Below are 26,806 nucleotides of genomic sequence, written 5' to 3'. Positions count from 1 at the left end.
TTTATAAGTGCGGTTGAAATTAATATAAAAATTTTACCGCACTTGAAAGATTAAAACAGATCGTGATATTTCACTAAATCCTTACGTTGAATAGCAAATACGCCTAGCCCGCCATTTTTCAGCTCTACCCATTCAAATGGTACATATGGATATTGCTCAATTAAGCTCACCATACTATTGCCCACTTCACACACCAATACGCCATTTTCGGTTAAGTAATCTGGCGCTTGTTTCAAAATTTGTTTGGTAATGTTTAAGCCATCATGGCCAGAACCCAAGGCTAACTCTGGTTCAAAATGGAATTCTTCCGGCATATCGGCGAGATCTTCTTCATCCACATAAGGTGGATTGGTCACGATAAGATCGTATTTTTGTCCTAAAATATTTTCAAATAAGTTTGATTGAATCGGGAATACGCGATGCTCTAATTGATGGCGTGAAATATTGATCTCCGCGACATTAAGTGCATCAACTGATAAATCGACCGCATCCACTTCCGCATTCGGGAAAGCATAAGCACAAGCTATAGCAATACAACCGCTGCCTGTGCATAGATCGAGAATATGATTCGGCTCTTGTGAAATTAAATCTTCAAAGCGATCTTGAATTAACGCACTAATTGGGGAGCGTGGAATAATAGTTCGTTCATCGACATAAAATTCGTGACCGCAGAACCAAGCACTATTTGTTAAATATGCCACTGGTACGCGTTGTTCGATTCGGGTTAATACAAGTTGAACTAAAGTTTCTTTTTCAGATGGGGTTAATCGACTGTTAAATAATTCGGTAGGTAAATCAATCGGTAAATGTAAGCCACTTAAAACGAGTTGCAGGCTTTCATCCCAAGGATTATCGTGCCCTTGCCCGAAGTAAATATCAGATCGATTGAGAATGCTATACGTCCAACGCAGAAAATCTTGGATGGTTTGCAGTTCGTTTACAACATTATCTTCCAAGATAGTTGCAACTAATTCTTGGTTATGTGAGGTTTCCATCGCATTTCTCCATAAAAGTGAGTAGAAAAGTTAGCATAAAATTCGGTATGAAAATTTGGCGTAGTTATACCACAGATGAGAATATAGAACTATGATATGATACTCAAAATTTAAAATTAATGAGAAAAAATGCAAGACGAATTTGATTTATTCCGTGCGGAAACCAAAGGCATTAAGCCAATTAAACAAGATACTTTTGTTGCCCATCGCCCAAAACGTGATCAGAAAAAAATAGAATTGAAAGAATTACGAGCGAAAGAAGATACGTTATTTTATTTTTCTGATGAATATGAGCCGTTACTTAATGAGCATGATGGTGTTGTGAAATATTTACGTGATGGGGAAGATTCCCATTTATTAAAACAACTTCGTCGTGGAGATTTTTCGCCAGAATTGTTTTTAGATTTACACGGTTTAACCCGTGAACAAGCTAAGCAAGAATTAGCCGCACTTTTACTGGCTTGTGAAAATGAGCATGTTGATTGTGCCAGTATCATGACGGGCTATGGCACCTTTACATTGAAAAAACAAATTCCACGTTGGCTAGTACAACATCCCAAAGTGAGGGCATTACATCAAGCGCCAAGAGAATGGGGCGGTGAAGCCGCAATTTTGATTTTGGTTGATTTGTAAAACAACGTTATAAAAAATACCGCACTTTTACTGCCAGTGGCAAAGTGCGGTATTTTCTTTTATATTTTTACTTGAACTATTGTGTCGCTTGAATTGCGGTTAAGGCAATTGTGTACACAATATCATCAACTAAGGCACCACGAGATAAATCGTTCACTGGTTTGCGCATACCTTGAAGCATTGGGCCAATAGACACTAAATCAGCAGAACGTTGTACTGCTTTGTAAGTGGTGTTACCGGTGTTCAAGTCAGGGAATACGAATACCGTTGCTTTACCTGCTACAGGTGAATTTGGTGCTTTAGAGCGAGCCACATCTTCCATCACAGCCGCATCGTATTGTAATGGGCCATCGATTAATAAATCAGGGCGTTTTTCTTTCGCAATACGGGTTGCTTCTTTCACTTTTTCTACGTCAGCACCGCTACCAGATGTACCCGTTGAGTAAGAAATCATCGCGACTTTTGGATCAATACCAAATGCTTTTGCAGAATCCGCAGATTGAATTGCGATTTCAGCAAGTTGTTCTGCAGTTGGATCTGGGTTTACCGCACAGTCACCATAAACAAGCACTTGATCTGGTAATAACATAAAGAAGATAGAAGAAACAATAGAACTACCTGGTGCAGTTTTGATGATTTGCATTGGTGGGCGAATGGTGTTTGCAGTCGTGTGAACGGCACCAGATACTAAACCATCTACCTCATTTGCTTCTAACATCATGGTACCAAGCACTACAGTATCTTCCAATTGTTCACGAGCTGCGGTTTCTGTCATACCTTTAGCTTTACGTAATTCAACTAAACGAGCAACATAGTTTTCACGAACATCTGCTGGGTTAATGATTGTAATGCCTTTACCTAATTTAACACCTTGTGCTTCAGCTACACGTTGAACGGATGCTGGATCTGCTAAAAGTACACATTCTGCAATGCCACGTTCTGCACAAAGTACGGCAGCTTTGATGGTACGAGGTTCATCACCTTCAGGAAGAACAATGCGTTTTTTCGCAGCACGAGCAAGTTCAGTCAATTGGAAACGGAATGCTGGTGGGGATAAACGACGTAAACGAGTAGAATCCGCAACTAGGTTATTGATAAAGTCAGCATTAAAGTGCTGGCTAGTGTATTGTTTGATGTTTTCAATACGCTCTTTATCATCAACGGGCACTTCAAGATTAAAGTTTTGTAAATTTAATGCTGTTTGCCAAGTATTACCTTCAATACGGAAGATTGGTAATTTTGCTTTTTCAAAAGCTGGTTGGCAAAGTTTATTGATTTGAGCATCAATTTTGTAACCGCCAGTTAATAAGAGACCACCGATTTCAATACCATTTGACGCTGCGAGAGCGGCTGCTACAAGCACATCTGGACGATCTGCTGAGGCGACTAATAAGCTGCCTGCACGGAAATGCTCAACCATATTTGGTAAACTTCTTGCACAGAAAGTAATACCACGGATACGACGGTTAATATCTCCTTCAGTGATAATTGATGCGCCTAAGTATTTCACTAAATCGATCGCACGTGTTGCGATTAAATCTGCTGACCAAGGCACGCAAGCTAATAATTTGATTGAGCTATTTGCAAATAATTTGCTCACTTCTGCTTCACAAGCATGGCTGTGTTGGAATGAATCAAAAATTTCAGCAAGATCAGGGCGTGTACGACCAGATTCATCAACGGGGGCATTAAATTTGTTTACGACAACGCCTAAAAGATTTGGATTGTTTTTACCACCAAATAAAGAGGCTGCTGCTTCTACACGATCTTTTAATTCGGTTGGGGTTTCAGTTGCAGGTGCTGCAACTAATACGATTTCCGCATCTAATGCTTGTGCAATTTCATAGTTGATGCTATTTGCGTAACCGTGTTTTCTTGTTGGAATTAAGCCTTCAACCACAACGATGTCATTGTTTTTGGTTAATTGTTGGTGATTTGCCACAATTTTTTCTAGCAATACATCAGACTGATTTTGCCCAATCAATGATTCCGCAATGCTTAACATAAACGGTTCAGACGTTTCAAGGTTAGTGCTGGTGCGAATGATAGAGGTTGTACGATCCAGTTTATCTTCACCTGTGCTTGGTTGAGAAACAGGTTTCATAAAACCAACTTTTGCGCCTTTTTGTTCAAGAGAATGGATTAATCCCAGACTAATGCTGGTTAAACCCACGCCTGTGCTTACAGGGATAAGGATAATCGTGCGAGACATAGTTAAACCTTAATGTGTATATATTATAAATAAAAACTGCCGAAAAATTCGGCAGCTTGTTGTTGAGTTAGAAACAAAGTTTAGCGGTATCTTGTGCGATAACTAATTCTTCATTAGTTGGAAGTACAATCGCTTTAAATGCGGAATCATCAGTAGTGATTACGCCATCTTTACCGAAGCGTGCTGCAAGATTGCGTTCGTTATCCACTTTAATACCAAATAATTTTAAGTGATTTAATGCTAATTCACGAACATGAGCGGAGTTTTCACCGATACCACCCGTAAATGCAATGGCATCTAAGTGATCATCACCTAATACCGCCATATAAGCACCGATGTATTTCGCTAAACGATAGCTGTATACATCTAAAGCGCGTTTTGCTTCTGGTTTAGATGCATCATCGTAGTTATCTTCAGCATAACGGCAGTCGCTTGTTACTTCAGTTAAACCTAAAAGACCAGATTTTTTCACTAAAGTCTCTTCGATTTGTTCCATAGACATACCTAAAGTTTTGTATAGGTAGAATACGATTGCAGGGTCGATATCACCACAACGAGTACCCATGACTAAACCTTCTAACGGAGTTAAGCCCATTGATGTATCGATACATTTACCGTTACGCACAACAGAAACAGAACCACCATTACCTAAGTGACAAATAATCGTATTGACTTGGTCTGCAGGTTTGCCTACATATTCAGCGACTTCACGAGAAACGAAGTAGTGGCTAGTACCGTGTGCACCGTAGCGACGAACGCCATGTTCTTTATATAAAGAGTATGGAAGGGCATAAAGGTATGCTTCTTCAGGCATGGTTTGGTGGAATGCTGTATCAAAAACTACCACGTTTTTATCTTTTAAGTGCGGGAATGCGTTGAATGCTTCGCGAATACCGATTAAGTGCGCTGGATTGTGAAGTGGCGCAAATTGTGCAGCATCTTCAATACCTTTAATAACTTCATCAGTTACGATAACAGATTGGGTGTATTTTTCACCACCATGTACGATACGGTGACCAATTGCCGCGATAGAGTTTTTAAGCTCATCTGTCATGATATTAGACGCGACAAAGTTTAGCGCTTCAGTATGAGCTGCGCCTGCGCCTAAATCTGCGTTACCTTTCTCACCATTGAGTTTCCATTTGATACGAGCTTCTGGTAAGAAAAATGCTTCCGCTAAGCCGGATAATTTTTCTTCACCTGTTGCAGGATCAAGAATTGCAAATTTTAGTGAAGAACTACCACAGTTAAGGATAAGAACAAGTTTTGACATGGGAACCCTATATTTGATTAAAGTTAATGGAAATCCACCTTGCTGATGGACTGAAAGAATCTGGCATAGGATACACCTTTTGATAAACAAAATAAATTCATCCCAGCATAAAAAGACAACGATTTATGGAACTTTTTGAAAAATTAAACTTTTTCAGTAAGGTGACAATTTCAGGCAAACTGGGGTATGATAAGTGCGGTTGTTTTTTAAAGGTGTTTTTATGGCATTTTTTTCCATTTTAAAACAGGGACAAATTTATCTTAATACTTGGCCGCAGGAGGCTAAGTTAGGGATTATTTTCCCTGAAAACCGCATTATGAAAGCCACGAATTTTGCACAAAAATTCATGCCCTTTGTTGCTGTATTTGCAGTGGTGTGGCAACAGATTTATGCAAAAAATGATTTGATGGCCTTTTCTATTGCAATTTTGACCGCACTTTTTGCCTTGCTTATTCCTTTTCAAGGTCTTTATTGGCTTGGTAAGCGTGCGAATTCGCCATTAGAAAATCAAAGTGCGGTATGGTTTTATGATATTTGCGAACGCTTAAAAAAACTACATGAACCCTTGCCTCTTGTGCAAGACCAACCGACATACCAACATTTAGCAGAAGTCTTAAAGAAAGCTCAAAGTAAATTTGAACGTGCTTTTTGGCAGGAAATTTAGTTTACGCAAACGTTTTCTTTTTGGCTTTATTTTTGTAGAATACCCCGGTCGTTTTAAACGGCCGTTTTTCATTGAGAGATTTTTTAATGATCGATTACATTATTATTGGCATTATCGCTTTTTCTATTCTTGTCAGTTTATTACGCGGTTTTGTACGCGAAGTGCTTTCACTCGGTAGCTGGGTTGTAGCATTTATTGTAGCAAGCCAGTTCTATCCTTATCTTGCAGCTTATCTTACGCAAATTGAATCAATGTATATTCGTAATGGAACCGCAATCGGGATTTTATTTGTACTGACTTTAATCGTGGGCGCCATAGTAAATTATGTGATTAGTCAATTAGTGGATAAAACTGGTTTAAGCGGCACAGATCGTGTTTTAGGTGCGATTTTTGGTTTAGTGCGCGGTGCACTGATTGTCGCTGCGCTATTATTTTTCATGGATACCTTCACCAATTTTGAACAAACTGATTGGTGGAAAGAATCTCAATTAATACCGCACTTTGGTTTTATTATTGAATGGTTCTTTCAACAACTTCAGGCTAGTTCAAGTTTTTTAAATCCAACGCTTAATCAATAAGGAACACAAAATGTGTGGTATTGTCGGTATTGTTAGCCAAAGTCCGGTTAATGAATCTATTTATGCAGCATTAACTCTTTTGCAACATCGTGGGCAAGATGCTGCGGGCATTGTGACAGTTGACGATGAAAATCGTTTCCGCTTACGCAAAGCTAACGGTTTAGTGAGTGATGTGTTCCATCAAGAGCATATGCTACGGTTGCAAGGAAATGCTGGGTTGGGGCATGTTCGCTATCCTACAGCGGGGAGTTCTAGCGTCTCAGAGGCACAGCCTTTTTATGTGAATTCTCCCTATGGTGTCACTTTGGTGCATAACGGCAACTTAACCAACTCAGTCGAGTTAAAAGAAAAAGTCTTTAAAACTGCCCGTCGCCATGTAAACACTAATTCCGATTCCGAACTTCTTCTTAATATTCTCGCTAACCATCTCGATCATATTCCTCAAGATCACCTCGACCCACAAGATATTTTTTATGCCGTTCGTAAAACTCACAAAGATGTTCGTGGTGCTTATGCTTGTTTAGCGATGATTATTGGGCATGGTATGGTTGCATTTCGTGATCCTTTTGGTATTCGTCCTTTGGTGTTGGGTAAACGCGAAGAAAATGGCAAAACTGAGTATATGTTTGCCTCTGAAACAGTAGCTTTAGATATTGTGGGTTTTGACTTTATTCGTGATATTGCCCCTGGTGAAGCCGTTTATGTGACGTTTGATGGCGAGCTTTATTCACAGCAATGCGCCGAAAGTGCGGTGTTAAATCCTTGTATTTTTGAGTATGTTTATTTTGCACGCCCAGATTCAACGATTGATGGCGTCTCTGTTTATGCTGCACGTGTTCACATGGGCGAAAAACTCGGACAGAAAATTGCAAAAGAATGGGCAGATGAAATTGATAATATTGATGTGGTGATTCCTGTTCCTGAAACTTCCACAGATATTGCGTTACAAATTGCCCGCGTACTAGGGAAACCTTACCGCCAAGGATTTGTGAAAAATCGCTATGTTGGTCGTACGTTTATTATGCCAGGACAAGCTCAGCGTATTAGCTCTGTTCGTCGAAAATTGAATACCATTAAAGCTGAATTTAAAGATAAAAACGTGTTATTGGTGGACGACTCTATCGTTCGCGGTACAACCTCTGAGCAAATTGTTGAAATGGCTCGCTCAGCTGGTGCGAAGAAAATTTACTTTGCCTCTGCTGCCCCAGAAATTCGTTATCCAAATGTATATGGTATTGATATGCCGAGTCGCGATGAACTGATCGCTTACGGTCGAAATGTTGATGAAATTGCACATTTGATTGGTGTGGACAAATTAATTTTCCAAGATCTGACCGCACTTACTGAATCTGTTCAATTAGAAAATCCGGCTATTCGAGGATTTGATTGTTCAGTATTCACAGGCGAATATATTACAGGTGACATCACGCCAGAATATTTGGATAAAATCGCAAGTCAACGGAACGACAGTGCAAAGAAAAAACGAGAAAAACAAGCATCTAATCTTGAAATTTATAATGAACAATAAAGTTCGATAAGGCGAGATATTTAGTCCGATAAAAATCACCGCATTAAAAAAGTGCGGTGATTTTTTATTTGTTTTTTAGTATGTCTTCTAGATAGTTTTCGCAATCAGAATATTTAAATTGGAATCCCGCGTTGAGTAATTTTTCAGGCACAACATTTTGGCTTTCTAGTAATAGATTCGCTCGTTCGCCAAGAATGAAATGTAATATCCATTTGGGAATGGTTGCAAAGGCAGGACGTTTTAATATTAGAGCCAAAGTGCGGTTAAATTTATGCTGTTTTATGGGATTCGGGGCGGTGAAGTTAAATGAGCCTTGGCATTCTGAATGATCGAGTAAAAATAAAATGCCATTTACCATATCTTCCAAAGCAATCCAGGGAAAATATTGCTCTCCATTGCCCAGTTTGCCGCCAAGTCCCCATTTGTATAGAGGCAACATTTGAGCTAGTGCGCCTCCTTTCTTAGAAAAGACCATGCCTGTTCGAATCAAACAAACTCTTGCATCAGCTTGTCGCGCAGTATTTTCCCAATCTTGGCATAATTGTGCGGTGAAGGTTTTTGCTGTTTTACTTGTTTCGGTAATTTTTTGTTCGCCTTGATCGCCGTAAATTCCAGTCGCTGAACCTGAAATAAAAATAGGATATTGCTGATATTGATTAATGAATTCAACCAGTTGAGTAGTGAGGCTTAAACGACTTTCTCGTAAAATAGATTTTTGCTTTGTCGTCCAGGCTTTATGAAAAATCGGCTCACCAGCAAGATTGATGATGGCATCAAACTGTTCTTGTAAATCGAGTTCTGAAAGTGCGGTAATAAATTTGATATTTTTTTGCTTTGAGATAGTGTGCGGCGTACTTGAGCGCGTTAAGATCGTCACTTGTTCATTGCGTAAGCAGAGTTGTTCGACAAGTGCTTTGCCGATAAGTCCCGTGCCTCCAGTTAATAAAATGTTCATTACAACGCGTTTTCAAATAAACGTTGAACATTTTTGAGTAAATCGACAATTTTTGTACCACGCGTTGGTGTGATAAAAATTGTGTCATCGCCTGCGATAGTGCCTAAGATGCCTTCTGATTTTCCAATTGAATCGAGCAAGCGAGCGATGAGTTGTGCCGCACCTGGAGAAGTCTTAATGACAATTAACATATCATTGTAATCAACATCTAATACAAGATTTTTTAATGGACTACTGGTATTAGGAACACTCAATTCACCTGGTAAGCAATAGACCATTTCCATTTTGGTATTACGGGTGCGAACTGCTCCAAATTTGGTGAGCATTCTGGATATTTTTGATTGATTTATGCCTGTAAAGCCTTGTTTTTTTAAGGCATCGACAATCTCACTTTGAGAGCCAAAGCGTTCTTGATTGAGTAATTCTTTAAAAGCGCGAGTTAAATTGTCAGTCATTTTTATTTTTCAATAGTCAAAAATTTGCATAAGAATTGCATAAAAATTCATTTTCATCAACTTGAATGTGAATAAAAGCAAAAAGAAGGAAAAAATTACCTCAGAAATGTGAACTAGATCATAGAATGATATTTCTCTGTTTGTAATTGTGAGATGAAAATTTTAAAATCAGGTCATCTTAAATTAACTAACACATAAGGAGTATTTATGAAAGTTGCAGTATTAGGCGCCGCAGGCGGTATTGGTCAAGCATTAGCGTTATTACTAAAACTTCAGTTGCCTGCTGGTTCAGATTTAGCATTATATGATATTGCCCCTGTTACCCCAGGTGTTGCAGTAGATGTGAGCCATATTCCAACCGCAGTGAATGTGAAAGGTTTTTCTGGTGAAGATCCAACTCCAGCACTTGAAGGTGCGGATGTTGTATTAATTTCTGCTGGTGTTGCACGTAAACCTGGTATGGACCGCTCTGATTTATTCAATATTAATGCAGGCATTGTTCGTGGTTTAATTGAGAAAGTCGCGGTTACTTGCCCAAAAGCTTGTGTTGGTATCATCACTAACCCAGTTAATACTACAGTTGCAATTGCGGCTGAAGTATTGAAAAAAGCAGGCGTTTACGACAAACGTAAATTATTTGGTGTGACAACTTTAGACGTGTTACGTTCTGAAACCTTTGTGGCTGAATTAAAAGGTTTAAATGTTTCTCGTACTAGCGTTCCTGTTATTGGTGGTCACTCAGGTGTGACTATTCTTCCATTACTTTCTCAGGTTCAATATGCTGAATGGAATGAAGATGAAATCGAACCATTAACAAAACGTATCCAAAATGCAGGTACAGAAGTGGTCAATGCAAAAGCGGGTGGCGGTTCTGCAACGCTTTCAATGGCGCAAGCTGCAGCGCGTTTTGCTCGTTCTTTAGTGAAAGGATTGAGTGGCGAGACAGTTGTTGAATGTACTTATGTTGAAGGCGATGGTAAATATGCTCGTTTCTTCTCTCAACCAGTTCGTTTAGGTAAAGAAGGTGTAGAAGAAATTTTACCAATTGGCCCATTAAGCAATTTTGAACAACAAGCCTTAGAAAATATGTTACCGACTTTACGTGCAGATATTGAATTAGGTGAAAAATTTATTAATGGTTAATCATTAAAAAAGAAGGGAGCATTAGCTCCCTTTTTTATGTTTCGATAAAAAAGCCACCAAATGGTGGCTTTTGTTTGTGTCTTTATTATTTCTGACGCATTGCAGGGAATAAGATAACATCACGAATTGATGGTGCATTTGCATAAAGCATCGCTAGACGGTCGATACCTAAACCTTCACCAGCTGTTGGTGGTAAGCCGTGTTCTAGCGCAACAACAAAGTCTTCATCTTTAAACATCGCTTCATCATCACCCGCTTCTTTCGCAGCGACTTGTGCATCAAAACGTTCATTTTGGTCTTCCGCGTCATTTAACTCTGAGAAACCATTACCGATTTCACGACCACCGATAAATAGCTCAAAACGATCTGTTACATCTGGGTTTTCATCATTACGACGTGCAAGAGGCGAAATTTCCGCTGGGTGAGCCATTAAGAATGTTGGTTGAATTAAGTGATGTTCAGCCACTTCTTCAAAAATTGCATTGACAATGCTACCTAAACCCCAAGATTTTTGTACTTCAATACCTAAGCGTTCAGCCGTAGCCTTTGCACGATCAAAGTCATATAAATCTTCTTTTACGATACCTTTGTTTTCACCGTATTTAATGGTTGCATCGTGTAACGTAATACGTTCGAATGGTTTACCAAAATCAAATTCGTATTCGCCGTATTTCACAATGGTAGTACCAAGAATATCAATCGCTAATTTACGAAGAAGTTCTTCGGTGTTATCCATTAAATCATGGTAGTCTGCATACGCTTGGTAGTATTCAAGCATGGTAAATTCTGGATTATGACGAACAGAAACTCCTTCATTACGGAAGTTACGGTTTAATTCAAATACTCGTTCAAATCCACCCACTACTAAGCGTTTTAAATAAAGTTCAGGTGCGATACGTAAATACATATCCACATCTAATGCATTGTGATGGGTCACAAAAGGACGCGCAGATGCACCGCCAGGAATCACTTGTAACATTGGTGTTTCCACTTCCATAAAGCCTTTAGAAATGAAATATTCACGAATACCCGCGACAACTTTAGAACGAATAATAAAAGTGCGGCGAGATTCTTCGTTAGAAATTAAATCTAAATAACGCTGGCGATAGCGAACTTCTTGGTCGGTTAAGCCATGGAATTTATCTGGTAATGGGCGAAGTGCTTTAGTTAAAAGTTGAACTTCAGTGGTTTTCACTGTGAGTTCATCGGTTTTTGTTTTAAATAAAGTGCCTTTAACGCCAACGATGTCGCCTAAATCCCAAGTACCAACGTCATCTTTATAAACACCTTCAGGCAAATTATCGCGAGCAACATAAAGCTGAATTTTACCGCTCATATCTTGAATGGTGATAAACGTCGCCTTGCCCATTGCTCGGCGAGTCATAATACGCCCCGCAACTTGTACTTCAACGCCTTTCTCTTTTAAGATTTCACCGTCTTCTGCATCATATTGATTGTGCAAATCTTGTGCGAGAGCATCACGACGAAATTTGTTTGGAAATGCATTACCTTTTGCACGTAATGCGGCTAATTTTTCACGACGAACGAGCATTTCGCCATTGAGATCTAATTCTTTAACTTCTTGTTCTGACATGTTGTTTACCTTTAATTTTAACTTTAAAAATATCTTCAAAAATAACCGCACTTTGGGGTTATTTCTTATGATGGGATAAGTAACTCGTCTTTACTCATCCAGCAAATCATGCTTAAAGCCCAGCTTTTAAACTCGCTTCAATAAATCGATCTAAATCACCGTCTAATACGGCTTGGGTGTTACGGTTTTCCACCCCAGTGCGCAAATCTTTAATGCGTGAATCGTCTAATACATAAGAGCGAATTTGGCTTCCCCAACCAATGTCGGATTTATTATCTTCCATTGCTTGTTTATCTGCATTTTTCTTCTGTAATTCAAGCTCATACAATTTCGCTTTTAATTGTTTCATCGCTTGATCTTTGTTCTTGTGCTGTGAACGGTCGTTTTGACATTGCACAACTATGCCACTTGGCATATGGGTAATTCGCACCGCACTTTCAGTTTTGTTTACGTGCTGCCCACCAGCTCCCGATGCTCGATAAACATCAATACGTAAATCAGCAGGATTGATTTCAATATCAATATCGTCATCAATTTCAGGGTAGACAAATGCTGCGCTGAATGATGTATGACGACGGTTATTGGAATCAAATGGACTTTTACGCACTAAACGATGAATACCGGTTTCTGTTCGTAACCAACCAAAGGCATATTCACCGCTCACTTTAATCGTTGCCGATTTCAATCCAGCGACATCACCGTCAGAGACTTCCATCAGTTCTGTTTTAAAACCTTTGCTTTCAGCCCAACGGAGATACATACGAAGCAACATTTCTGTCCAATCTTGAGCTTCCGTACCGCCAGAACCTGCTTGTAAGTCCACATAGCAATCGCAAGCATCATGTTCGCCACTAAACATTCGACGGAACTCTAATTTTTCAAGTTGTTGTTCGAGTTCATCTAATTCAGTTACCGCTTCATTGAAAGTGTCTTCGTCTTCTGCTTCGATGGCAAGTTCTAACAACCCATCAACATCTTCTAAGCCTTGTTCTAAATTTTTGATGGTATTTACAACTTGTTCTAAAGAAACACGTTCTTTACCAAGCGCTTGGGCTTTATCTGGATCATTCCAAACATCTGGCTGTTCTAATTCGGCATTGACTTCTTCTAAACGCTCAACTTTGGCATCGAAGTCAAAGATACCCCCGAAGCACCGAAGTGCGGCCGGATAAGTCGGTGATTTTATTTTTTACAGGATTGATTTCAAACATAATAAATTCACTGTGTGATAAAGTGTGGAATTATATGCTATTTTCTGATTTTTGGATAGTTTGACCTTGCAGAAATTAGCAATCTCTCTATAATTTCAGACTTTCTTACTCAAGCTAATTTAGGAACAAAAAATGAAGAAAATTTTTACCGCACTTTTGTGCATGGCTGCGGCTAATGCAATGGCAAACGATGCCACAATTAAAAGCAAATTACAGTCTCTTGGCGCATCCAATATTGATGTGAAATCCTCGCCAATTTCAGGTATCAAAACTGCCGTCACAGATCAAGGCGTACTTTATGTGACGGAAGATGGAAAATATGCTTTCCAAGGTAAACTTTACGAGCTCACAAATAATGGCCCAGTTGATGTGGCGGGTAAAATTTTAGTGGATAAACTTAATTCTTATAAAAATGAGATGATTATTTACCCCGCTAAAAATGAAAAGCATGTTGTGACAGTATTTATGGATATTACTTGCCATTATTGCCATTTGTTACATCAGCAATTAAAAGAATATAACGATCTTGGTATTACCGTGCGTTATTTAGCTTTCCCTCGTGCGGGTATGAATAACCAAACTGCAAAACAAATGGAAGCGATTTGGACGGCTAAAGATCCTGTTTTTGCTTTAAACGAAGCTGAAAAAGGTAATTTACCGAAAGAAGTTAAAACCCCAAATGTTGTGAAAAAACATTATGAATTAGGCGCACAATTTGGTGTAAATGGCACACCTAGTATAGTTACCTCAACTGGTGAGCTTATTGGCGGTTATTTAAAACCAGCTGATTTATTGAGCGCACTTGAAGAAACAGCGAAATGATTTTATAATGAAAAGCAAGGGGCAGATGCCTACCCCTTGTATTTAGTCGGTTATGCTTAATATGCTGGGGAGCTTAAAAGCATTAACAATACTAAGACTATGATATAACTACATAATTTAGGCATTATTAAAATCCTTAGCTGACACAATAGTTAGACTAATGGTCAGTAGGGCTTTTAACCCCTGTCAGCATTCAGGGTTAAAAGCCCTGACCGACAGGAAAAAGTATAGATAAAAGAGCTGTTGATTTCAACAGCTTTTTGCTTTTAGATATGAATTAATATCCAGTGAAAAAACTTATCAAACGCCGTGAAATTCCAGTTGGAAATTCTGTTTCAAACCATCCGTTATTAGATCGCCTTTATCGCGCTCGCCATATTCAAAACACCGAAGAATTAGACCGCACTTTAAAATCAATGCTGAATCCAAATCAGCTATATGGTATTGAGCAAGCCGTAAATTTATTAGTGGAAGCTTACCAACAACAGCAAAAAATAGTGATTGTTGGGGATTTTGATGCTGATGGCGCAACTAGCACGGCATTGAGTGTGCTTGCTTTAAAACAACTTGGTTTTTCCGATGTGGATTATCTTGTACCAAATCGATTTGAACAAGGTTATGGTTTGAGTATTCCTGTGGCTGAAATGGCTATTGAAAAGGGCGTTCAGCTATTAATGACGGTGGATAATGGCGTTTCATCTTTTGAAGGCGTTGCATTTTTGAAAGAGAAAGGTGTCCGTGTTTTAGTGACGGATCATCATTTACCACCGGAAACTTTGCCGCCAGCCGATGCTATTGTTAACCCTAATTTAAGTCAGTGTGGTTTTCCTTCAAAATCCTTAGCGGGCGTTGGTGTTGCGTTTTATTTGATGTTAGCCGTACGAGCAAAATTTCGTGAGCTCGGTATTTTTACTGCAGAAACACAACCTAATTTTACTGATTTACTCGATCTAGTGGCATTGGGTACTGTCGCTGATGTGGTGCCTTTAGATCAGAATAATCGTATCCTTGCTTATCAAGGCTTAATGCGGATTCGTGCACGGCGTTGCCGTCCCGGTATTGTTGCGTTGGCTGAAGTGGCTAACCGTAATGTTGAACAGTTTACTTCAAGTGATCTCGGTTTTTGTATCGGACCTCGTTTAAATGCAGCAGGGCGTTTAGACAATATGTCGATTGGGGTAGAGCTTTTACTGGCGGATGATATGCTAAAAGCCAGAGAATTCGCTTTAGATCTTGACCAACTCAACCAAACGCGTAAAGAAATTGAAGCAGGCATGAAGCTTGAGGCCCTAGAAATTTGCCAAAATCTCACCGCACTTTTTAAAGAGTTACCTTCGGGGATCACACTTTATCAACCAGATTGGCATCAAGGTGTGTTGGGCATTGTGTCGTCTCGGATTAAGGAGCAATATCACCGTCCAGTCATTGCCTTCGCGAAAGATGGTGAGGGAGTTTTGAAAGGTTCTGCGCGTTCCATCGAAGGTTTGCATATGCGTGATGTTTTGGAGCGTATTCATTCGCAACATCCTAATATGATTTTAAAATTTGGTGGCCATGCTATGGCTGCAGGATTAAGCCTTCGAGAAGAGCACTTTGACGATTTCCAACATATTTTTAATCAAACCGTTGCCGATTGGCTTGATGAAGAACATTTACAAGGTGTAATCTGGACCGATGGCGAATTAAATTCAAATGAATTTAATCTTGAAACGGCGGAACTGATAAAATCAGCAGGCCCTTGGGGACAAGCTTTCCCAGAGCCTTGTTTTGATGGAAAATTTAAAATTTTAGACCAGCGTGCAATTGGACAAAATCAAAACCATCTCAAAATGTTAGTGGAGCCAAGACAAGGCGGGCCTTTATTAGATGCAGTTGCGTTTAATATTGATACAAGATTATATCCCGATCTTTCAATTAAACAGGCAAGATTTGCATATAAATTGGATGTTAATGAGTTTCGTGGTAACCGAAATGTACAGCTTTTAGTGGAATATATTGAAGCGATTGATGAGTAATATTTTGAAATTTTATGGATTATTCGTATTAGGCTTATTTGGGTTTACATCATCGGTTCTAGCCGAAGTAAATCAAAAAGAATTTTCTACTCAAAATCCACCGCACTTACCATCTTCTGATGTCATGCATTTTGAAGATGGGCGGGATTATTTTTCTTATCAAGAGCCTGTTGAACAAGCGCCTAGAGCGGATAAAAAAATACGTATTCAATTCTTTTTTGATTACGATTGCCGAGTATGTTCGTCAGCGCAAGATATTTTGGAGCTTTATAGTCAAATGCGTACAAATAAAGTTGCGTTGGAGCAATATCCTATTGCAACTGCGGATAGCCAGTTTAGCGCACGCGTTTTTTATACCTTGCAAGCACTAAGTGCGGGTGAATTATCTAATGTTTTATTATTTGAAACTTCAGAAAAATCCCGTTATGCAGAATTGTCTGCGACAAATAAAATTCAACAATGGGCGGAAGAACAAGGTCTAGATAAACAGTTATTTATTCAAACTGAAAATTCAGAAAGAGTAAAAGAACAAATTCAAGATGCGATTGAATTGACAGAAGAGTATGGCGTCTTCACCTATCCTTACGTTGTCATTAGTGGAAAATATGTACTCACGGCGAGTACGCTTTATAACGATGATTATAGCGTGGCAGTGTTAGATTTTTTGGTAAATAAAATAGAACAGGAACAAAAGTGATGAAAATTGGAATTGTTGGCGCAATGGCGCAAGAAGTGGAAATTTTAAAAAATTTAATGGCAGAGAGAACTGAAACTCGAGTAGCAAGTGCGGTCATTTTTGAAGGCAAAATTAATGGTAAAGATATTGCATTGTTGCAATCAGGTATTGGCAAAGTGGCTGCTGCAATCGGTACGACGGCATTGTTGCAATTAGCCAAGCCAGATTTTGTGATCAATACTGGTTCTGCTGGTGGGGTAGCAAAAGGCTTGAAAGTGGGGGATATTGTGATTTCTGATGAAACACGCTACCACGATGCGGATGTGACAGCTTTTGGCTATGAAAAAGGGCAGTTACCCGCTAACCCCGCGGCATTTTTATCAGATAAAAAACTAGCTGACCTCGCTCAAGAAATTGCAGAAAAGCAAGGACAATCAGTAAAACGTGGTTTAATTTGCTCTGGCGATAGTTTTATTAATAGTGAAGACAAAATTGCACAAATAAAAGCTGACTTCACGAATGTGACGGGGGTTGAAATGGAAGCCACAGCGATTGCACAAGTTTGCTATGCTTTTAATGTGCCTTTTGTGGTGGTTCGAGCAATTTCTGATGGAGGAGATGGTGAAGCAAGTATGTCTTTTGAAGAGTTCTTACCGTTGGCTGCAAAACAGTCTTCATCATTAGTATTAGGGATGATTGATAGACTGTAGTAATAATCTTTTAATAAGATAATAAATTCTAAAATTGAATCATAAACATTATTTAAAAAGGCATAGCTTATTAGCTATGCCTTTTATATGAACTTACTAGAATTTATAGTTCAAACTCAGAATATAAGTTCTTCCACGTGCAAAGTTATAAAGCACTGTTTTATCTGAACCACCGTTACAAGCAGATGGATCTTTTGCACATTCGATAGAATTATTTAAACTTGAATAATATCTTTGTGAAGCCGCATCATTTCCAGCATCCAACGGATCAACATAACGTTTATCTAATAGATTTTGTACTTCCGCTTTAATAATCAAATCTTTGATTGGTTCATAGCTGACGTGTAAATCTAAAATAATAGGTTGTTTTTTAATATATTCTGTCTTTTTAATAGCATAATAAATTTCGTCGCTCGTAGTATTTTTTTCATAGCGAGAGCCGTTGATGTATTCTTCTTGAGTTGTAGCACGCTTACTTTTTCCATAGTAACGGGCTGCGATACCAAGAGTTAATTTTTGATCAAACCAGCGAGTGCCAAGCTCTAATCTACCGTAGTCTTTTGGTAACATAGTGATTCGTGATAAACCATAACCTTGTTTCAAAATATCTTTGTTTGAGGCATTATTCGGTCGTGGGCTGGCATCTGCATAATTGGTCGGCTGATTCGTGCGTTGATAAGCATAGGATAAGTTCGCAAAAAAACGTCCCATATCATAATTCAGCTCTAACTCAGCTCCACTTTTTTTCACTATTGGTTGATAATTTTGATGAGCAATCGTCAGACGAAAACCATTGACGCTTGCCCACTCAGGAAGAACACCATCTCGCGACCAATCTCCATACACATTGTGGATATAGTTTTCAATAAAGCTACGATAGCCAACAACCTTAACTCCTAATACATCGTCTTGAGTAAAAACGCCTTTTTTATAGGTATTAAAACCAAGTTGATAAGTTTCTGCTCGTTCAGGTTTTAATGCGGTATTCACCCCCGCATCAGACACTTGAGAGAAAAACATCTCTTGAATATTCGGCATTCTGTGTGTGCGCGAATAAGTGAAAAATGGCATAAAATAATCGCTTAGCTCAGCACTTAATGTGGCAGAATGATTGAACGCTGTTTTATGCCCTGATTTATGCAAAATTGGTTCATTATTTGGTGTTGGTGTATTTTCGTAACCTACATACTCACCGTTAAATGCATAATGCGTAAAATTGACACTATAGTCTAAATGGTAAATTCCTTTAGAAAGTGCGGTATCAAAATACACTGTTTTAAATTTTTGTTTACCGGAAGGTTGTAAGATTACTGAACGTTGAGGCAGTAAACTTTGAGTACCCTCTAGCGGCCCATCTGTATACTTGTAACGACCAGGTTCGCCTGATGCTCCTTTGTAAAATAAACTTAGCTCTTTTGGAAAACGGTTTTTACTGTATTCATTGGTAAAATAGTTAAAACCTAATGTGGTTTTTAAATCGATTTCTTTTGGCAGCAAGAAAGTATGGCTGTTGTTAATATCAATAATATTCGCTGCATTTTTTGTGATAAGTTTATCTCTAACTAGCCAACCTACAAAAAATCCACCTTTAGGATAAATGGTTTTGCCAATGTTATGTGCAGCCATTAAATTAAGATCAAGATAGCTGTTATTATTGAAGTTATAATTGACTTGGTAATTACGGTTTTCAATTTTACGTGAACCAATTTTATTATCTAATGTGCGTAGTTGCGCTCCTAAATTATGGTGATCATCTCCATATTCAAATTTTAATAAATGGCTACGTGAGCGAGATTGCAAACTACCTGGTTCAATAGGTGCAACACTATATTGATCTTTATTGCGTTCAAAGCTTTCATCAGTTTCTTTTATGTCTGCTTGTAGTTCTGGTATATCTTGTAAAGGCTTACCATTATCTATATCTTTAAGTATTTTTTTTCTTTTTATAGTTGTTGGGCTTGTTGGGAATGCAATCTCTTTGCAATTAGGCGTATAACCCTCTATTACTCTTGTATCTGCTAAATAAGGATTTTTAGTATTACAGGTCCAAGAATTTTGACTTAAATCAGGAGCCCATTGTCCAGCAGAATTTAAAACATAACCATCATTACGAAAAATCTTTTCTTTCTCTTTAGCGAGAATATCCTGCCCTAATGATGCTAATCGTTCTCCGCCACCGATACGATAATCTTGTGAAACCTCACGTTGGCTATAGCCATACACTACGCCTACATAGCCACCATTATCAAGCCATTTTCTGCCTGCAGCCATCGTCATAAAATTGGATTTAGTAGCATTGCTCCCTGTCATTCCTTTTACGATGAGTCCAAAAGGTTTGTCATCAGTAATAACATCATTGACGCCTAATGTTCTAAAATTAGCACTTCCAGATAAGGTGTTTATACCATTGGAACCAGAAAAATTACTTTTATTAACATCTACACCAGCAATAAAATTGGGATCTATCGCTGCACCAAATTGAGAGCTACCACCAGATTGTCCCGAATCCATTGAGGTGGAATAAAAGGTTTGTGTGACGCCATCGACCATAGTATTGACACGACCTAACCCATTTTCACCACGAATATTCACAGAAACTACGCCTGAGCCTTTATCTTGTTGAGTAAATGCCCCAGGGATACTTCGAATGACTTGATCGATAGTCTGGGTTTCTTTAAAAATATGCTCTCGGGTGCTTTTTGCTTTCGCTTCTGTAAAAGGTTTTTTATCGTTGGCGACATTTTTTTCTACTACATCAATTTGCTCTAGCGTTTCTTCTGCCTGAGCTTCCACAATAGATACACTTAATGTATTGATAAGACAAAATGTAATTAAATTTAATCGAATAACTTTCTGCATTATTACTTCCTTATTTTTTTGAGAAAGATTCGTATTATCTTATTGTGTTTTGTAAAACTCAATAATTTTTTACTAAAATTAATATAAAACTCTAAAAAAATGAAAAAAATTAATTTATAAAAGAGGGCTCTTTAACTAAAAAGCTTATAGGTGCGCGTTTGTTATTTTTTACTCTTTGTTAGTGGATCTTGAGTTAAGTTTGAAAGGTGGCAATAGCGAAATAGAGTGTTTATCTTTATAATACGTCAACTTTTGATAAGTAAAGGATAAGTTATATGGGAACGATTATTACCGTTGATGGGCCTAGTGGTGCTGGAAAAGGCACGCTTTGTTACGCTTTAGCAGAAAAGCTAGGTTATGCCTTATTGGATAGTGGAGCAATTTATCGCGTTACAGCATTGGCGGCATTACAACGTAAAACTGATTTAACAAATGAATCGGCACTAGCTGAATTAGCTCGTCACTTAGATATTCAATTTATTCCTCAAAATGGCGAGGTGAATATTTTACTTGCTGGCATGAATGTAAGTCATTTAATTCGCACTCAAGAAGTCGCTGATGCCGCATCTAAAGTCGCTGTGTTTCCAGAAGTGCGGTCAGCTTTATTACAGCTTCAGCAAGATTTTGCGAAAAATGATGGATTAATTGCTGATGGTAGAGATATGGGGACTGTGGTATTCCCAAATGCTCAAGTGAAGTTATTTTTAGATGCAAGTGCTGAAGAACGAGCAAAAAGACGCTATAAACAGTTGCAAAATAAAGGAATAAATGGTAACTTTGAGCGGATTTTAGCCGAGATAAAAGAGCGTGATTTTCGTGATAGAAATCGAGAGGTTGCGCCTCTAAAACCGGCTGATGATGCTTTATTATTGGATAGCACAACGTTGAGTATTGGTGAAGTTATTGATCAGGCGTTAGCTTATATTCAAGAAAAGGTGTCAGTTTCGATTTAACTGTTTGTTCAAGGAAGAATAAACATTTATCCTCAACCCCGCATTTTATGGATTTTAATGTGGATGTTATTAACTTAAATTAAGAAGATTATTTATATGTCAGAATCTTTTGCTCAACTTTTTGAAGAATCATTAAAAGGCCTTGAAACTCGTCAAGGTTCAATCGTTAGCGGTACTGTAGTAGCTATCCAAAAAGGCTTTGTGCTTGTTGATGCAGGTTTAAAATCTGAGTCTGCAATCCCAGTTGCTGAATTCTTAAATGCACAAGGTGAACTTGAAATCCAAGTTGGCGATACTGTAAATGTTGCATTAGATGCAGTTGAAGATGGTTTCGGTGAAACTAAACTTTCTCGTGAGAAAGCTGTTCGTCACGAATCTTGGATTGAATTAGAAAAAGCTTACGAAGAAAAAGCGACCGTTATCGGTTTAATCAATGGCAAAGTGAAAGGTGGTTTCACAGTTGAGTTAAACGGTGTTCGTGCATTCTTACCAGGTTCTTTAGTTGATACTCGTCCAGCACGTGAAGCAGATCACTTACTTGGTAAAGAATTAGAATTCAAAGTAATCAAATTAGATCAAAAACGTAACAATGTTGTTGTTTCTCGTCGTGCGGTGATTGAATCTGAAAACAGCCAAGAACGTGAACAAGTATTAGAAAATCTTGTTGAAGGTTCAGAAGTTAAAGGTATCGTTAAAAACTTAACTGAGTACGGTGCATTCGTTGATCTTGGTGGTGTTGACGGTTTATTACATATCACAGATATGGCTTGGAAACGTGTTAAACATCCAAGCGAAATCGTGAATGTTGGCGATGAAGTTACTGTTAAAGTATTAAAATTTGATAAAGATCGTACTCGTGTATCTTTAGGCTTAAAACAATTAGGTCAAGATCCATGGGCTGCAATTGCTGAAAATCACCCAGTAAACAGCAAATTAACTGGTAAAGTAACTAACTTAACAGACTATGGTTGTTTCGTTGAGATCTTAGATGGCGTTGAAGGTTTAGTTCACGTTTCTGAAATGGATTGGACTAACAAAAATATCCACCCATCTAAAGTTGTTAGCTTAGGCGATACTGTAGAAGTAATGGTATTAGAAATTGATGAAGAACGTCGTCGTATTTCTTTAGGCTTAAAACAATGTAAAGCTAACCCATGGACTCAATTTGCTGAAACTCACAATAAAGGCGATAAAGTAACTGGTAAAATCAAGTCTATCACTGATTTCGGTATCTTCATTGGTCTTGAAGGTGGTATCGATGGTTTAGTTCACTTATCTGATATTTCTTGGAATGTATCAGGTGAAGAAGCAGTTCGTAACTACAAAAAAGGTGACGAAGTTTCTGCAGTAGTATTAGCTGTTGATGCAGTGAAAGAGCGTATCTCTTTAGGTATCAAACAACTTGAAGAAGATCCATTCAATAACTTCGTAGCAATCAACAAAAAAGGCGCTGTAGTATCTGCAACTGTAGTTGAAGCAGATGCAAAAGGTGCTAAAGTTGAATTAGCGGGCGGCGTTGAAGGTTATATCCGCGCAGCTGATTTAACAAATGAAGTTGCTGCAGGTGATGTGGTTGAAGCTAAATACACTGGTGTAGATCGTAAATCTCGTATCGTTCACTTATCAGTGAAAGCAAAAGATCAAGCTGAAGAAGCTGCGGCAGTTGCAAATGTGAATAACAAACAAGAAGAAGTTGCTATTCCAAACGCAATGGCTGAAGCATTTAAAGCAGCTAAAGGTGAATAATTAATTCACGTAGTAAGGCTGGGCTGATGTCCAGCCTTATTTTTAGGGCTTATTGCTAATAAATTGAAATAATGTATTAGCAATAAATCTTAATTTGAATAATATTAAGGGAGAAAAGACGATGACTAAGTCAGAACTTATAGAAAAATTATTAGCGAAACATCCGACTTTATCCGTAAAAGAAATTGAAAATATGGTAAAAGATATTTTGGAGTTTATTTCTCAATCTCTTGAAAATGGCGATCGTGTTGAGTTGAGAGGATTTGGAAGTTTTTCACTGCATTATCGTAATCCTCGTTTAGGGCGTAATCCAAAAACGGGTGATTCTGTTAAATTAGAAGCTAAATCTGTACCGCACTTTAAAGCTGGTAAAGAATTAAAAGAGCGTGTAGATATTTATTAATAAAATTAAAATGGTCGAATATGACTTTCAAACTACAACGTTTGCCATTATTTAGAAAAGTCATATTTTAAGGAAATGTTATGATTAAATATATTTTAGGTATTGTGATTTTTATCGCTATCGTGTTGGTTGCAATTACCATTGGAGCAAATAATGATCAAGTTATTACATTTAATTATATTGTGGCGGAAAGTCAGCTCCAACTATCAACTCTTGTTGCTATTTTATTTGGATTAGGTTTAATTCTTGGCTGGTTAATCACCGCTTTTTTCTATCTTAAGTTAAAACTTAAAAATATGGCATTGGCTCGTCAAGTTAAGCGCCAAACTTTACAAATCAACGAGTTGACTACTGTGCGCGATAAGGTCGCCTGATGCTAGAATTACTCTTTCTACTATTGCCTATCGCTGCAGCCTATGGTTGGTACATGGGGCAGCGTAGTGCAAAGAAAGATCAAGATGACATTAGTAATAAACTCTCCCGAGATTATGTTACGGGGGTAAATTTCTTACTTTCTAATCAAACCGATAAAGCTGTAGATTTGTTTTTGGACATGCTTCAGAAGCAAGAAACTGAAAATGAAATCGAAAGCCACTCCCAATTTGAAGCTGAGCTTACACTTGGCAATCTATTCCGCTCTAGAGGCGAAGTTGATCGCGCATTGCGTATTCACCAAGCTTTAGACCTTAGTCCTAATTATACATTTGAGCAAAAATTACTCGCAAAGCAGCAGCTTGCTAGAGATTTTATGGTGGTTGGTTTTTTTGACCGAGCTGAAAATCTTTATATTTTACTAGTGGATGAACCTGAATTTGCAGAAAATGCTTTACAGCAACTTTTAGTGATTTATCAAAAGACTAAAGAATGGAAAAAAGCGGTTAATATTGCTGAAAAACTCGCTAAAATAAAACCAAAAGAGAATAATATTGAACTTGCGCAATGTTATTGTGAATATTCACAAAGTTTAGAACCTGAAAGTGCGGTTGAAAAACGCAGTTTTTTACAAAAAGCTTTGGCGGTTTCTCCTACTTGTGTTCGCGCTTCGTTATTACTCGCAAATTTAGAAATGCTTGAAGGTCAATATCAACAAGCGGCAAAAATACTAGAAAATGTTTTAGAGCAAAATCCAGATTATACAGGTGAAATTTTGTCACCTTTAAAACATTGTTATGAAGAATTAAATCAGTTAGGTAACTTTGAGTTATTCTTAATTCGTGCTGGCCAAATTACTAATAATGACGAAGTAGAGCTAGCTTTGGTTAAATTAATTGAAGAAAAAGATGGTAAGTCTGCTGCTCAGGCTAAGCTTTATCAGCAACTCACGAAAAAGCCAAGTACTTTAATTTTCCATCGTTTTATGCAGTATCAAATTGATGATGCAGAAGACGGGCGGGGAAAAGAAAGCCTAATTTTATTACATAAAATGGTGGGTGAAAGAATTAAGCAAACATCGGCCTATCGTTGTACAAATTGTGGTTATCAAATCCATAAGCTATTGTGGAATTGCCCATCTTGCCGTCAATGGGAAAGTATTAAACCAGTTTCAAGTCAAGAACATAATTAATTGATACTCAGCGAGGTAACATTATGACAAGCAAAATTATTGTGGCATTGGACTATGAGAAAGAAGCAGAGGCTCTTGCTTTAGTTGATCAAATTGATCCGAGTTTGTGTCGATTAAAAGTGGGTAAAGAAATGTTTACTACACTTGGTATTAATTTTGTAAAACAATTACATCAACGTAATTTCGATGTTTTCTTAGATCTTAAATATCATGATATTCCAAATACTGTAGCAAGAGCGGTCCGTTCAGCAGCTGATTTGGGAGTATGGATGGTTGACCTGCATGCAAGCGGTGGGCTACGAATGATGGAAGAAGCTAAGAGAATTCTTGAACCTTATGGGAAAGATGCGCCATTGCTTATTGCTGTGACGGTATTAACTAGCATGGAAGATTTGGATTTATTACAAATTGGGATTAATGCATCGCCAATGGAACAAGTTTTACGCTTAGCTCATTTAACCCAACGCGCAGGTTTGGATGGTGTGGTTTGCTCTCCGCAAGAAGTTGAAATTTTACGTAACGCTTGTGGAGAAGAGTTTAAATTGGTGACCCCAGGGATTCGTCCAATTGGCGCTGATTTTGGTGATCAACGACGTGTGATGACTCCTACTGCTGCGATTCGTGCTGGTTCAGATTATTTAGTGATAGGGCGTCCTATTACTAAAGCTGATAATCCAGCAGAGGTTCTTCGTTCTATTAATGCATCTATTGGGTAATTATGATGTCAGATTCTATTTTAGTGTATTCAACCGATGTGGGGAGAATTAAAGAGGAAAAGGCTTCTGTAGTTCGCCCAAAAGGAGACGGTATTGTACGTATCCAAAAACAAACAAGTGGTAGAAAAGGTGCAGGCGTATCGGTTATAACTGGTTTAGATTTATCTGATGAGGAATTGAAAAAATTAGCTGCTGAACTAAAAAAACGTTGTGGATGTGGTGGCTCAGTTAAAAATGGCATTATTGAGATTCAAGGTGAAAAGCGTGATTTGCTCAAACAATTGTTAGAGCAAAAAGGGTTTACCGTTAAATTATCAGGTGGATGATTAAAAAGGCGCATTAGCGCCTTTTTTGTTAAAGATTTAAAATTTCTTTAACGAAAGGGATCGTAAGGTTTCGTTGCGCTTGTAAAGAGGCTTTATCTAGTAGATCAAGCGCTTCAAATAATGTGTGCATGTCTCGTGCTAGTCGTGTAAGTAAAAAATTAGCCGTCTCATTGGGTAATTGAATTCCTCGTTGATAAGCGTTATGTTGCAGCACACTAATTTTTTGCTCGTCAGTTAAAGAATTTAATTGATAAATTTCACCCCAAGTCAAACGAGAGTTCAAATCAGGCAATTTTACAGAAAGTGCGGAAGGAGATTTGTCTGAACTAATAAGCAAAAGCGTTTTTCCGCTCGCTTTAATTCGATTGAATAGATCAAAAATAGCTAATTCCCATTCATCATTGCCGATCACAGTTTGTACATCATCTAGGCACACTAATTCTTGCTGTTCTAGATTTTCAAGAACTGCGGTAGAAAAATATTGAGATTTGCTGAGTGGCACATAAATAGCAGTACGTTGATTGATTAAATATTCGTTACTGAATGCTCTCAGAAGATGAGTTTTTCCAGAACCTTTATTTCCCCAAATATAGAAAAACTGTTGTTTTAATTCAGCCGAATTTTTGTGTAAAGAATCGAGCAATAAAAGATTATTATCGCCGTAAAAGTTTTCTAATGTGGCATCATCAATTTGATGAATGGGTAAGGGAAGCTGCTTATTCAAATATTTATGTATTAGAGATTATAAGTAAGAAAAAGGGCTAAATTGGTATTT

Annotated in this window: 25 protein-coding genes; 16 read left to right on the top strand and 9 right to left on the bottom strand. The window is 38.1% G+C overall.

Annotated features, from left to right (window positions below; translation table 11 throughout):
- Positions 1–50: 50 nt before the first annotated feature.
- Positions 51–995, bottom strand: a complete 945-nt coding sequence (gene prmB, locus HMPREF9096_RS06510; protein ID WP_009500033.1) for a 50S ribosomal protein L3 N(5)-glutamine methyltransferase — start codon at positions 993–995, stop codon at positions 51–53.
- 129 nt (positions 996–1,124) lie between these two features.
- Between prmB and smrB the strand changes: the two genes are divergently transcribed.
- Positions 1,125–1,628, top strand: coding sequence for an endonuclease SmrB (gene smrB, locus HMPREF9096_RS06515; protein WP_005634866.1), 504 nt, complete (start codon positions 1,125–1,127; stop codon positions 1,626–1,628).
- A gap of 76 nt (positions 1,629–1,704) precedes the next feature.
- Here the strand turns inward: smrB and pta are convergent, their stop codons facing one another.
- Together pta and HMPREF9096_RS06525 are read right to left on the bottom strand one after the other, a co-directional pair.
- A complete protein-coding gene (pta, locus tag HMPREF9096_RS06520; RefSeq protein WP_009500032.1) occupies positions 1,705–3,840 on the bottom strand; it encodes a phosphate acetyltransferase in 2,136 nt (711 codons plus the stop codon).
- A 67-nt stretch (positions 3,841–3,907) separates the two neighbouring features.
- Positions 3,908–5,113 (bottom strand): acetate kinase, encoded by a 1,206-nt coding sequence (locus tag HMPREF9096_RS06525; protein ID WP_009500031.1) that lies wholly within the window; start codon positions 5,111–5,113, stop codon positions 3,908–3,910.
- Positions 5,114–5,333: 220 nt separating this feature from the next.
- Here HMPREF9096_RS06525 and yfbV point away from each other — a divergent pair, with 220 nt between their 5' ends.
- The 3 genes from yfbV (at position 5,334) to purF (ending at position 7,883) form a co-directional block, all read left to right on the top strand.
- Positions 5,334–5,777 carry a terminus macrodomain insulation protein YfbV gene (gene yfbV / locus HMPREF9096_RS06530; protein WP_009500030.1) on the top strand — a complete coding sequence of 148 codons (444 nt, stop codon included), beginning with the start codon at positions 5,334–5,336 and terminating at the stop codon, positions 5,775–5,777.
- Between the two features lie 86 nt (positions 5,778–5,863).
- Entirely contained in the window at positions 5,864–6,355 is a 492-nt protein-coding gene (locus tag HMPREF9096_RS06535; protein WP_005626270.1) for a CvpA family protein, read from the top strand.
- Between the two features lie 10 nt (positions 6,356–6,365).
- Positions 6,366–7,883 carry an amidophosphoribosyltransferase gene (purF, locus tag HMPREF9096_RS06540; protein ID WP_009500029.1) on the top strand — a complete coding sequence of 506 codons (1,518 nt, stop codon included), beginning with the start codon at positions 6,366–6,368 and terminating at the stop codon, positions 7,881–7,883.
- A gap of 64 nt (positions 7,884–7,947) precedes the next feature.
- On the opposite strand, the gene HMPREF9096_RS06545 is transcribed toward purF, so the two are convergent.
- Positions 7,948–8,838 (bottom strand): TIGR01777 family oxidoreductase, encoded by an 891-nt coding sequence (locus HMPREF9096_RS06545; protein ID WP_009500028.1) that lies wholly within the window; start codon positions 8,836–8,838, stop codon positions 7,948–7,950.
- The gene (argR, locus tag HMPREF9096_RS06550) at positions 8,838–9,293 is read right to left on the bottom strand and encodes a transcriptional regulator ArgR (protein ID WP_005638679.1); all 456 of its coding nucleotides are present in this window, start codon (positions 9,291–9,293) and stop codon (positions 8,838–8,840) included. The genes HMPREF9096_RS06545 and argR overlap by 1 nt, the downstream gene beginning before the upstream one ends.
- 207 nt (positions 9,294–9,500) lie before the next feature.
- Here argR and mdh point away from each other — a divergent pair, with 207 nt between their 5' ends.
- Positions 9,501–10,436 carry a malate dehydrogenase gene (gene mdh / locus HMPREF9096_RS06555; protein ID WP_005634845.1) on the top strand — a complete coding sequence of 312 codons (936 nt, stop codon included), beginning with the start codon at positions 9,501–9,503 and terminating at the stop codon, positions 10,434–10,436.
- Between the two features lie 85 nt (positions 10,437–10,521).
- Here the strand turns inward: mdh and lysS are convergent, their stop codons facing one another.
- Both lysS and prfB read right to left on the bottom strand, forming a co-directional pair.
- A complete protein-coding gene (gene lysS, locus HMPREF9096_RS06560) occupies positions 10,522–12,030 on the bottom strand; it encodes a lysine--tRNA ligase (protein WP_009500027.1) in 1,509 nt (502 codons plus the stop codon).
- Positions 12,031–12,142: 112 nt separating this feature from the next.
- Positions 12,143–13,241 (bottom strand): peptide chain release factor 2 gene (gene prfB, locus HMPREF9096_RS06565; protein ID WP_156791778.1). Its coding sequence is split into 2 segments (ribosomal slippage): positions 12,143–13,165 and positions 13,167–13,241, totalling 1,098 coding nucleotides; the frame shifts between segments, so codons are not numbered across the junction.
- A 132-nt stretch (positions 13,242–13,373) separates the two neighbouring features.
- Here prfB and dsbC point away from each other — a divergent pair.
- From dsbC to HMPREF9096_RS06585, 4 genes are all read left to right on the top strand, one after another.
- Entirely contained in the window at positions 13,374–14,063 is a 690-nt protein-coding gene (dsbC, locus tag HMPREF9096_RS06570; protein WP_009500025.1) for a bifunctional protein-disulfide isomerase/oxidoreductase DsbC, read from the top strand.
- Between the two features lie 287 nt (positions 14,064–14,350).
- Positions 14,351–16,078: a single-stranded-DNA-specific exonuclease RecJ gene (gene recJ, locus HMPREF9096_RS06575; protein ID WP_009500024.1), complete on the top strand. Its 1,728-nt coding sequence runs from the start codon at positions 14,351–14,353 to the stop codon at positions 16,076–16,078.
- The gene (locus HMPREF9096_RS06580; RefSeq protein WP_009500023.1) at positions 16,071–16,775 is read left to right on the top strand and encodes a thiol:disulfide interchange protein DsbA/DsbL; all 705 of its coding nucleotides are present in this window, start codon (positions 16,071–16,073) and stop codon (positions 16,773–16,775) included. Before recJ ends, HMPREF9096_RS06580 begins: the two co-directional genes overlap by 8 nt.
- On the top strand, positions 16,775–17,464 hold the full coding sequence (locus HMPREF9096_RS06585) for a 5'-methylthioadenosine/adenosylhomocysteine nucleosidase (protein WP_009500022.1): 690 nt from the start codon (positions 16,775–16,777) through the stop codon (positions 17,462–17,464). The genes HMPREF9096_RS06580 and HMPREF9096_RS06585 overlap by 1 nt, the downstream gene beginning before the upstream one ends.
- Positions 17,465–17,560: 96 nt before the next feature.
- On the opposite strand, the gene HMPREF9096_RS06590 is transcribed toward HMPREF9096_RS06585, so the two are convergent.
- Positions 17,561–20,323 carry a TonB-dependent receptor gene (locus tag HMPREF9096_RS06590; RefSeq protein ID WP_009500021.1) on the bottom strand — a complete coding sequence of 921 codons (2,763 nt, stop codon included), beginning with the start codon at positions 20,321–20,323 and terminating at the stop codon, positions 17,561–17,563.
- A gap of 275 nt (positions 20,324–20,598) precedes the next feature.
- Here HMPREF9096_RS06590 and cmk point away from each other — a divergent pair, with 275 nt between their 5' ends.
- The 7 genes from cmk (at position 20,599) to yciH (ending at position 26,031) form a co-directional block, all read left to right on the top strand.
- On the top strand, positions 20,599–21,276 hold the full coding sequence (gene cmk / locus HMPREF9096_RS06595; RefSeq protein ID WP_009500020.1) for a (d)CMP kinase: 678 nt from the start codon (positions 20,599–20,601) through the stop codon (positions 21,274–21,276).
- Between the two features lie 96 nt (positions 21,277–21,372).
- Positions 21,373–23,022, top strand: coding sequence for a 30S ribosomal protein S1 (rpsA, locus tag HMPREF9096_RS06600; RefSeq protein ID WP_005630739.1), 1,650 nt, complete (start codon positions 21,373–21,375; stop codon positions 23,020–23,022).
- A gap of 121 nt (positions 23,023–23,143) precedes the next feature.
- Positions 23,144–23,425 (top strand): integration host factor subunit beta, encoded by a 282-nt coding sequence (locus HMPREF9096_RS06605; protein WP_032803282.1) that lies wholly within the window; start codon positions 23,144–23,146, stop codon positions 23,423–23,425.
- 80 nt (positions 23,426–23,505) lie between these two features.
- Positions 23,506–23,799: a LapA family protein gene (locus HMPREF9096_RS06610; RefSeq protein ID WP_005628856.1), complete on the top strand. Its 294-nt coding sequence runs from the start codon at positions 23,506–23,508 to the stop codon at positions 23,797–23,799.
- Positions 23,799–24,989 carry a lipopolysaccharide assembly protein LapB gene (lapB, locus tag HMPREF9096_RS06615; RefSeq protein WP_009500018.1) on the top strand — a complete coding sequence of 397 codons (1,191 nt, stop codon included), beginning with the start codon at positions 23,799–23,801 and terminating at the stop codon, positions 24,987–24,989. Before HMPREF9096_RS06610 ends, lapB begins: the two co-directional genes overlap by 1 nt.
- 23 nt (positions 24,990–25,012) lie before the next feature.
- Entirely contained in the window at positions 25,013–25,705 is a 693-nt protein-coding gene (gene pyrF / locus HMPREF9096_RS06620; RefSeq protein WP_005634817.1) for an orotidine-5'-phosphate decarboxylase, read from the top strand.
- A 5-nt stretch (positions 25,706–25,710) separates the two neighbouring features.
- The gene (gene yciH / locus HMPREF9096_RS06625) at positions 25,711–26,031 is read left to right on the top strand and encodes a stress response translation initiation inhibitor YciH (protein ID WP_032803281.1); all 321 of its coding nucleotides are present in this window, start codon (positions 25,711–25,713) and stop codon (positions 26,029–26,031) included.
- 28 nt (positions 26,032–26,059) lie between these two features.
- On the opposite strand, the gene hda is transcribed toward yciH, so the two are convergent.
- Positions 26,060–26,755, bottom strand: a complete 696-nt coding sequence (hda, locus tag HMPREF9096_RS06630) for a DnaA regulatory inactivator Hda (protein WP_009500016.1) — start codon at positions 26,753–26,755, stop codon at positions 26,060–26,062.
- Positions 26,756–26,806 lie beyond the last annotated feature (51 nt).

The organism is Haemophilus sp. oral taxon 851 str. F0397 (assembly GCF_000242295.1).
Taxonomy (GTDB): domain Bacteria; phylum Pseudomonadota; class Gammaproteobacteria; order Enterobacterales; family Pasteurellaceae; genus Haemophilus.
The sequence above is the reverse complement of the archived record's forward strand: the minus strand, read 5'-3'. Positions and strand labels throughout refer to the sequence as shown.

Excerpts from the sequence above, each read along its gene's own strand:
- prmB (WP_009500033.1), bottom strand. The coding sequence starts at position 995 with ATGGAAACCTCACATAACCAAGAATTAGTTGCAACTATCTTGGAAGAT.
- smrB (WP_005634866.1), top strand. The coding sequence starts at position 1,125 with ATGCAAGACGAATTTGATTTATTCCGTGCGGAAACCAAAGGCATTAAG.
- pta (WP_009500032.1), bottom strand. The coding sequence starts at position 3,840 with ATGTCTCGCACGATTATCCTTATCCCTGTAAGCACAGGCGTGGGTTTA.
- HMPREF9096_RS06525 (WP_009500031.1), bottom strand. The coding sequence starts at position 5,113 with ATGTCAAAACTTGTTCTTATCCTTAACTGTGGTAGTTCTTCACTAAAA.
- yfbV (WP_009500030.1), top strand. The coding sequence starts at position 5,334 with ATGGCATTTTTTTCCATTTTAAAACAGGGACAAATTTATCTTAATACT.
- HMPREF9096_RS06535 (WP_005626270.1), top strand. The coding sequence starts at position 5,864 with ATGATCGATTACATTATTATTGGCATTATCGCTTTTTCTATTCTTGTC.
- purF (WP_009500029.1), top strand. The coding sequence starts at position 6,366 with ATGTGTGGTATTGTCGGTATTGTTAGCCAAAGTCCGGTTAATGAATCT.
- HMPREF9096_RS06545 (WP_009500028.1), bottom strand. The coding sequence starts at position 8,838 with ATGAACATTTTATTAACTGGAGGCACGGGACTTATCGGCAAAGCACTT.
- argR (WP_005638679.1), bottom strand. The coding sequence starts at position 9,293 with ATGACTGACAATTTAACTCGCGCTTTTAAAGAATTACTCAATCAAGAA.
- mdh (WP_005634845.1), top strand. The coding sequence starts at position 9,501 with ATGAAAGTTGCAGTATTAGGCGCCGCAGGCGGTATTGGTCAAGCATTA.
- lysS (WP_009500027.1), bottom strand. The coding sequence starts at position 12,030 with ATGTCAGAACAAGAAGTTAAAGAATTAGATCTCAATGGCGAAATGCTC.
- dsbC (WP_009500025.1), top strand. The coding sequence starts at position 13,374 with ATGAAGAAAATTTTTACCGCACTTTTGTGCATGGCTGCGGCTAATGCA.
- HMPREF9096_RS06580 (WP_009500023.1), top strand. The coding sequence starts at position 16,071 with ATGAGTAATATTTTGAAATTTTATGGATTATTCGTATTAGGCTTATTT.
- HMPREF9096_RS06585 (WP_009500022.1), top strand. The coding sequence starts at position 16,775 with ATGAAAATTGGAATTGTTGGCGCAATGGCGCAAGAAGTGGAAATTTTA.
- HMPREF9096_RS06590 (WP_009500021.1), bottom strand. The coding sequence starts at position 20,323 with ATGCAGAAAGTTATTCGATTAAATTTAATTACATTTTGTCTTATCAAT.
- cmk (WP_009500020.1), top strand. The coding sequence starts at position 20,599 with ATGGGAACGATTATTACCGTTGATGGGCCTAGTGGTGCTGGAAAAGGC.
- rpsA (WP_005630739.1), top strand. The coding sequence starts at position 21,373 with ATGTCAGAATCTTTTGCTCAACTTTTTGAAGAATCATTAAAAGGCCTT.
- HMPREF9096_RS06605 (WP_032803282.1), top strand. The coding sequence starts at position 23,144 with ATGACTAAGTCAGAACTTATAGAAAAATTATTAGCGAAACATCCGACT.
- HMPREF9096_RS06610 (WP_005628856.1), top strand. The coding sequence starts at position 23,506 with ATGATTAAATATATTTTAGGTATTGTGATTTTTATCGCTATCGTGTTG.
- lapB (WP_009500018.1), top strand. The coding sequence starts at position 23,799 with ATGCTAGAATTACTCTTTCTACTATTGCCTATCGCTGCAGCCTATGGT.
- pyrF (WP_005634817.1), top strand. The coding sequence starts at position 25,013 with ATGACAAGCAAAATTATTGTGGCATTGGACTATGAGAAAGAAGCAGAG.
- yciH (WP_032803281.1), top strand. The coding sequence starts at position 25,711 with ATGTCAGATTCTATTTTAGTGTATTCAACCGATGTGGGGAGAATTAAA.